This window comes from Nostoc foliaceum FACHB-393 (assembly GCF_014698505.1).
GTDB classification, from domain to species: Bacteria; Cyanobacteriota; Cyanobacteriia; order Cyanobacteriales; family Nostocaceae; genus Nostoc; species Nostoc foliaceum_A.
Genome location: NZ_JACJTD010000133.1, coordinates 1 through 7,456 on the forward strand (window position 1 = coordinate 1; position 7,456 = coordinate 7,456).

The 7,456-nt window shown below is 37.5% G+C and carries 6 protein-coding genes and 1 pseudogene; 5 read left to right on the forward strand and 2 right to left on the reverse strand.

The annotated features are described in order from the left end of the window. Positions 1-11: 11 nt before the first annotated feature. The gene (locus tag H6G92_RS37585; protein ID WP_190901819.1) at positions 12-236 is read right to left on the reverse strand and encodes a hypothetical protein; all 225 of its coding nucleotides are present in this window, start codon (positions 234-236) and stop codon (positions 12-14) included. Positions 237-504: 268 nt separating this feature from the next. Between H6G92_RS37585 and H6G92_RS37590 the strand changes: the two genes are divergently transcribed. The 5 genes from H6G92_RS37590 to H6G92_RS37610 all read left to right on the forward strand — a co-directional run bounded on the left by H6G92_RS37590 (position 505) and on the right by H6G92_RS37610 (position 7,118). Beyond that, on the forward strand, positions 505-1,548 hold the full coding sequence (locus H6G92_RS37590; RefSeq protein ID WP_190901809.1) for a helix-turn-helix transcriptional regulator: 1,044 nt from the start codon (positions 505-507) through the stop codon (positions 1,546-1,548). Between the two features lie 364 nt (positions 1,549-1,912). Further along, on the forward strand, positions 1,913-4,504 hold the full coding sequence (locus tag H6G92_RS37595) for a TonB-dependent siderophore receptor (RefSeq protein ID WP_190901811.1): 2,592 nt from the start codon (positions 1,913-1,915) through the stop codon (positions 4,502-4,504). A 93-nt stretch (positions 4,505-4,597) separates the two neighbouring features. Continuing rightward, positions 4,598-5,572, forward strand: coding sequence for an iron-siderophore ABC transporter substrate-binding protein (locus H6G92_RS37600; protein WP_313890063.1), 975 nt, complete (start codon positions 4,598-4,600; stop codon positions 5,570-5,572). A gap of 74 nt (positions 5,573-5,646) precedes the next feature. Then, complete coding sequence (locus H6G92_RS37605; protein ID WP_190901813.1) at positions 5,647-6,648, forward strand: iron-siderophore ABC transporter substrate-binding protein; 1,002 nt, start codon at positions 5,647-5,649, stop codon at positions 6,646-6,648. A 77-nt stretch (positions 6,649-6,725) separates the two neighbouring features. Further along, complete coding sequence (locus H6G92_RS37610) at positions 6,726-7,118, forward strand: DUF1636 domain-containing protein (RefSeq protein WP_190901815.1); 393 nt, start codon at positions 6,726-6,728, stop codon at positions 7,116-7,118. Between the two features lie 135 nt (positions 7,119-7,253). Here the strand turns inward: H6G92_RS37610 and H6G92_RS37615 are convergent. Then, a pseudogene (locus tag H6G92_RS37615) lies at positions 7,254-7,456 on the reverse strand (alpha/beta fold hydrolase); the annotation flags it as partial.

Below are 7,456 nucleotides of genomic sequence, written 5' to 3' on the forward strand. Positions count from 1 at the left end.
TTGCAACCATGTCACTCGCATCTATGACGACAATACCAGCAAATATAAAGATCATTTTTATGGGAGTTTGGTTCGCGAATGACATTCGCGAACCAAACTCCCCTTCCCACATCCCGTGAAAAGTCAGGTAAGCCAATGCTGATGAGTAGTGCGATCGCAAACTTAAAAACCCTTTCCTTTTGTGGCTTGAGATAATCTACGAGTAAATTCCAGTATTGCTGTAGTCCAATTTTCATAAAGCTTTAGCTATCAGCAAGTAGTGTTCTTGAGTTTGCCAAGTAATCCATAGTAATTGAGAAAAGCTTGCAGCATTTTGTATGTTTAATAACAAAATAGTGGTATAAAAATAAGCTATTCTAATCATATTGATGATAATTTATATCAATAAGCTGCTACTTGCTGTATTTAATCACAAATACTGAGCATAGTGACTTTGCGTTGAGGATTCACCAAAATGTATTGCTAATAATTAGCAACAAATATAAAAACTTATTGCTACTAGTTATGACAGCCACCATTTCACAACAAGCTTTTTGGGATTTATTTGTAGAGTCACCAGAAGTAAAAAAAAGGTGCGATGGGTTATGTTCCATCGTAGGCGATCGCTGGGATATGTTTGACACCATTAGCTATTTTCCAAAAGAATTAGGTAAAGGATTTTATGGTGAAATAGAATTACGAGATGGTTTATATTTAGCCATTTCAGAACATCAATTACATGACGATTTGATCATAAAGCTGCCAGAGCGACAACATCCTTTAGAATACAGCTTTTATCTTGCAGGATATAACCAAGATAAGCATTTTGCTGTTAGTAGCGGACAAAACAGATTGTGGGGTAGTGGACTAGCACCAAAGGAAATGTATAAATCATTTAAATCAGAAAAAAACATTGAGATTAATGTTCACATGGAACCGGAATTATTTCGCTTTTTTATGGGTAAAGAAAAAAAGCAGCTTCCGCAAGAATTAACTCATTTAGTCAGAAAACCTCATCAAGAATACTATTCTCGTTCTGGTAATACGACTCCAGCAATGCAAGTAGCATTACAACAAATATTAAATTGTCCCTACCAGGGAATGATGAAAAGGATGTATTTGGAAAGCAAGGTTTTGGAACTAATGGTGTTGTTGGTTGAAGAAGACGTTTCTGCACTTAAAAATAAAAATGACACCTTTTTACTAAAGCCTGATGATGTGGAACGTATTCACCACGCCAAAGAAATTTTGCTACGCGATTTAGAAAATCCTCCTTCTTTGATAGAGTTATCCAGACAAGTCGGCTTAAATGACTGTACTCTTAAACGTGGCTTTCGTCTGGTATTTAATACGACAGTATTCGGCTATTTACATCATCATAGATTAGAACAAGCACGAAAATTATTGGTAACTGGAGAAATAAGCATTTCTCAAGCATCTCGTAGAGTTGGTTTTTCTAGTCGCAGCTACTTTGCCACCGCTTTTAGAAAAAAATTTGGCATCAACCCAAAAGAATTTCTGATAGCTAATTCGCGTTTATCGATGGCAATGGATGAGTTGATAGGATAAGAAGAGAAAAACTAAACAGCTTAATTTTTCATATTGAGAGCTTATATAAAAATTTAAAAATGACAATGCAATAATAACCTGATTTAACAACTTAAAAATTCAAAAATTCCGTCTAGCGTTCAAAAAATTCCGTCTAGCGTTCAAAACACTCATCCTCATCCAAGAGCTTTCCTGTAAGCTTTTTGATATTAATTACTAATTACAAAAGAAAAGGTTATTGGGCATGGGGGAGGCAGCGCGGCTCTGGCTTCCCAAGTTGAGCAACTGCCGTCATTGGAAAGAATAACTTTTTTATCTCTTTCTTAGTCATCGTTCCCAGCCCTCAACCCCCTGTTACTTATTGATGTGTGTGGTGAGTAGAGTAATGTCAAATCAGTTACAGAAACTAGCTTGGATGATCAGTGTGGCTTTGGTACTGATTAACCCCCCTGTACTAGCTGAAGATACCCAAAAACCAATCTCTAAAATTTCTCAATTGAGTGATATAAAACAACCTGCTACGAGTATTAAGCAATGGCTGGCTCAGTCGCTAATCCAAATAACAGGTGTTAAGTCTCAAGGCACAGACAAAGGGATAGAGATAATTTTAGAAACCAATCAATCAGATCAACTGCAACTCACAAATAAAAGTGAGGGGAATAACTATATTATTGATATTCCCAATACCCAATTACGCCTACTTAGTGGTGATACATTCCATCAGGAAAAACCGACTGCGGGAATTGCTGAAGTTACAGTTAGCAATTTAGATGCAAACACTATTCGCGTAACAGTCATTGGTGAAACTGGTGCGCCGCAAGTCGAGTTATTTGATGGTGATGAAGGTCTGATTTTTGGGGTTGTACCTACTGTGACTACTACCCAAAGACAACAAACACAAGCCACGCCAGTGGAACCACAACCCAGCACTGAAATCCAGCCAGAACAACCATCGGCACAAAATGAAGAACCAATTGAATTGGTGGTGACGGGTGAACAGGGTGGTTATCGTGCAGAAGAAGCATCAACCGCAACTAAGACAGATACACCTATTCGTGATATCCCCCAATCAATTCAGGTAATTCCCCGCGAAGTTCTCAAAGACCAAGGAATTATTCGCGTCCAAGATGCGTTGCGAAATGTAAGTGGTTCTACTAGCACGGGTTACTATCAAGGTTTTAGTGAATATTTTTCTTTGCGTGGTTTCGACGCCAATTTATTTCGGGATGGGCTTCGTTTATATAACGATTTTGGTGGCTTGACTGAAACAGCAAATATTGAACGTATCGAAGTTCTGAAAGGCCCAGCATCAGTATTGTTTGGAGATGCGCCTCCAGGTGGTTTAGTGAATTTGGTGACTAAACAACCTTTTCCTGAACCCTTCTATTCTTTTGAGGGAAGAGTTGGTAGTTTTAGCAACTATCGAGGTGCATTCGATTTATCGGGGCCTTTAACTAATGATAAAAACATACTTTATCGTTTCAACGCTCTTTATGAAAATGCTGGAAGTTTTCGTGATTTTGTAAATTCAGAGCGTGTGTTTCTTGCTCCTATATTTAAGTTTGCCCTTGGCACTAACACCAATTTAACTATAGAAGGCTCCTGGTTGGAAGAAAAACGCACAACAGATGATGGTACTGTGGCAATAGGTAATCGCCCAGCGAATTTACCACGGAGCCGTTTTTTAGGTGAACCGTTTCAGAATGTAGAAATCAATGTCACGAATTTTAGCTATTTACTTGACCATAAGTTCAGCGATCAATGGTCAATTAGAAATGCTTTCCGCGCTCAGTTTGTAAATTTAGAACGTTACTTTCCTTTACGGGATTCTCTCGATGAGGAAACAGGTGAATTAAGTAGATTAAGTTATTTTTCTCAGCGTCGAGATAATGCTTATTCTCTACAAACGGATGTGGTCGGAAAATTTAATACTGGTTCGATTAAACATCAACTTGTGTTGGGGTTTGATTATACTAAAATCACCGAAGATGGTACTTTTGGAGACTTTGAAGCTTACCCATCTATTAACATATTTAACCCAGTTTACGCTCGTTTAGAGTATCCCAAGGAAGAAATCTTAACTTTCTTTCGTGATGATAGCCTCGATAAATATGGGTTTTACTTTCAAGACCAAATCGAAGTAACTCCTCAACTCAAATTATTGGCTGGCGGTCGATTTGATATTTTTGATCAAACTCGTAGTACACGTAATTTGGGTGAAGCAAAGCAAGAATCTTCTCAATCAGATACTAATTTTAGCCCCCGCTTGGGAATAGTTTATCAACCATCTCAAAATATCTCGCTTTACGCGTCTTATGCAACCTCTTTTGTACCAGTCTTTGATGCAGGTCGTAATGCTACCGGTGAACCTTTTAAGCCGGAAACAGGTAGACAATTTGAGGTAGGTGTAAAAGCTGATATTACCCGCAATTTAAGTGCAACTTTAGCTTTGTATGACCTCCGCAAGCAAAATGTTGCTACTGATGATCCGAATTCACCCGATCCCAACGAGCAAATTCAAACTGCGGAACAGACAAGTCGAGGGATTGAATTTGATATTGCTGGCGAAATTACACCTGGTTGGAAAGTAATTGCGTCCTATTCTTACATTGATGCTTTTGTCAGCAAAGATAATAATGGTTTTGAAGGTCAGCGTCGAGACAATATTCCAGAACACGCAGCAAGTTTGTGGACAACTTATGAATTTCAACAAGGAAGTCTACAAGGATTAGGATTTGGACTAGGATTATTTTTTGTTGGCGATCGCTTTGGAGATTTGGACAATAGTTTTGTTCTTCCTAGTTTTGTGCGTACTGATGCTTCAGTATTTTACAAGCGTAATAACTGGAGAGCGGCTGTAAATGTTCGCAACCTGTTTGACGAAACTTATTATACGGGTTCTGCCTATGGTAGCCGTTTAGAGGTTTACTACGGTGAACCTTTAACAGTAATCGGTTCATTTGCGATTGAATTTTGACGAAAGTAGAGTGTGATGTACAAGATACCATTATGAATGACAGGACAATATTGTTTGATTTTTAACTAAGTAGAAAGAGGAGAGAGTATTAAAGTGTATCGTTACCTCAATTTATTTTTGCTAATGATTGTTACTATTGTCTTGCTGTTAGCTTGCCATAGTAATATTTCGCAAAATGCAATTCAAGGTAACAATACCTTATTACCTACATCTCCTCTCCCAGTAGCTACAAAATTAGTCAAACACGCTTTGGGCGAAACAAGAATTCCCGTCAAGCCTCAGCGAATTATTGTATTAAATGATATTGCCCTTTTAGATCCGGTATTGTCTTTGGGTGTCAAACCAATTGGCACAGTAAGTTATTTTCCACAGTACGACTTTTTATTTCGTGGTGTAACTAATGATGAAGCGACTGGTATTGAGATAATTGGTACTGGAAATCAGCCTAATTTGGAAAAAGTTATCAAGCTCAAACCCGATTTAATTTTGATGCGTGATTACCAGAAAAGTTTGTATCCACAATTATCTGCGATCGCACCTACAGTTATGGTAGACTTGCCAGGACTGAATTACTCTTTCAAAGAAAATCTGCGTTTTATTGCTCAAGTGCTAGGTGAGAGTGAAAAGGCAGAGCAAGTTATTGCTCAATACTATGAACGAATTAAAAAGTTGCAAAATTTAATGGGCGAACGTCTGAAACAGATAGAAGTATCCGTGATTTATATTTTTGGAGAAGGTCTCATCTCTACATATTCAGATAATGAAACTTACAATCAAGTTTTTCAAGACATTGGCATACGACTCATACCTTTGCTAGCAAACCAACAACAAGAAACTGTAATATCGAGTATCGAGATATTAAACAGATATGATGCTGATGTTTTATTTGTCATGAATGATACTAGCCAATTGACACAAGCTTTTTTTCAAAATCCTCTTTTAAATACACTAAAAGCAGCGCAAAACAATCAAGTATATGAAGTCCAAGTAAATAGATGGTGGACATACGGCTTTTTTGGCATCAATAAACTACTTGATGACCTTTTTAAATATCTGGTTCAGCCATAGCCATCATGAAAATTCACTACCCAGAATCCGGTTAAAGGTCGAAGATAAATTCTATCCGAGATATTACCACTAATATGAATGTCAGTTATATCAAAATAAAAAGCTTTACTCGCTGGTGGCGATTTGGGATTGTCATATTTTGTAGTTTATTGTTTGCAGTAGCTTGTCATCGTGGTGGTTCTCTACCTGTTAATAATCAAAATATAAACACAGCTTGTCGTCAGGTTGAACACACTGCGGGAATGACCTGTGTTCCAGACAAGTTTGAGCGACTTGTGACTTTAGATGATGCTGAAAATGCGATCGCACTGGGTATTAAACCTGTTGGTGCTGTGATCTCAGATTTTTCATCATATTGGCAAGATAAGCTAACAGGAGTAAAAAATATTGGGACAATTGGCGAACCTAACTTAGAAAGTATTCTCGCACTCAAACCAGATTTAATTGCTGGTTATGAATATCAACAAAATATTTATCCTATTACTTCAAAAATTGCTCCAACAGTTTTGTTGAAATTTGAACACAGTGGTCAATGGAAAGAGGTATTTACAAACACTAGTGTGGCGTTAGGTAAGAAAGAAGTTGGTCAAAAGGTAATGGAAAATTATTACCGTCGTCTCGCAGACTTTAAGCAGAAAATGGGCAATAAGTTGTCGAAAATTAAAGTTTCTGTAGTACGACTTTATCCTAATAATATCAACCTTTATTTACGTGATTCTTTCTGCGGAAGTATTTTGCAAGATGCTGGATTATCTCGCCCAGAATCGCAAAGTTTCACGGCATCAGAAGCAAAAAAATTATTTAGTAACCAGATTCAAATGTCCATCGGTAATGAATTAATCGAACAGGCTGATGGTGATGTGATATTTATTTGGACGGCTGAGAATGATGCTAAAGGTAATCAAACAGCACAAAAAAAATTAGAGCAGCTTAAATTAAGTCCTCTGTGGAAAAATTTAAAAGCTGTACGAGAAAATAAAGTTTATTTAGTTCCAAGTTACTGGATAGGAAGTGGTATGTTAGCTGCCAATGCGATTATTGATGATTTATTTAAGTATCTAATTAACATACCTTGATTTATTCGGGAATAGTCCAACGTCGCCAATTTAGTGTTTGAATAATTGTTTGAATACTTTTTATCAAGTACCTAATTATGACACTTCATACCTTATTTGTTTGTAAATCGTGTAGTGCTGTTCTTTCTCATGAAGAAGCAGACGATCGCGCCGAAGGAAATCAATTATTCCTCAAGCTGCTGGAAGTGCAACAAAATAATTCTGTTTACAGCAATCTTAAGATTCAGTCTGTGGGATGTTTGTGGACGTGCGTTAGCAAATACTCTTGTGCAGCAACATTAGTATGTCCACAAAAATACACGTACCATTTTGTTGATTTGACAGAGGAAAGCATAATTGATTTGTTGCAATTTAGCCAGCTTTATCAAGAGAGTCAAGACGGATATGTTTTACCTCCCAAGTTACCTGGGACACTGCGATCGCATCTTTTAGTACGCATCCCTCCTATACCTGAGATACTTCCATCCTAATCTGCCGTTTGCTAGTATTTACGGTCGGTTCGCTCATTTCACAAACAGAATAGCCAAATAACAGCCTGAAAGTGTAGTCTGCAAAGGTGTTCACTAATAATTGAGGCGGCTAGATAACAGTTGCAAAGCACTACATTTGATTGTAGTTGGACTGTAATTTATTTCTTTTTGTCTTTGTGTAAAGCCAAAACCTAACAAATCTACTGCCCATGTTTCATTTTGAGTACCAAGTAATGGCAACAGAAGACGGAACTCTAGGATGGAACTATCGAAGCCGTGTAGCAGCAGAATTGGTGTGCCTTTACTACCTTTGTGAATGTAGGTTGTGAAAATTGGGT

What these genes read in the sequence shown, in the direction of transcription:
- H6G92_RS37585 (WP_190901819.1), bottom strand. Translation starts at nt 236, where the DNA reads ATGAAAATTGGACTACAGCAATACTGGAATTTACTCGTAGATTATCTC.
- H6G92_RS37590 (WP_190901809.1), top strand. Translation starts at nt 505, where the DNA reads ATGACAGCCACCATTTCACAACAAGCTTTTTGGGATTTATTTGTAGAG.
- H6G92_RS37595 (WP_190901811.1), top strand. Translation starts at nt 1,913, where the DNA reads ATGTCAAATCAGTTACAGAAACTAGCTTGGATGATCAGTGTGGCTTTG.
- H6G92_RS37605 (WP_190901813.1), top strand. Translation starts at nt 5,647, where the DNA reads ATGAATGTCAGTTATATCAAAATAAAAAGCTTTACTCGCTGGTGGCGA.
- H6G92_RS37610 (WP_190901815.1), top strand. Translation starts at nt 6,726, where the DNA reads ATGACACTTCATACCTTATTTGTTTGTAAATCGTGTAGTGCTGTTCTT.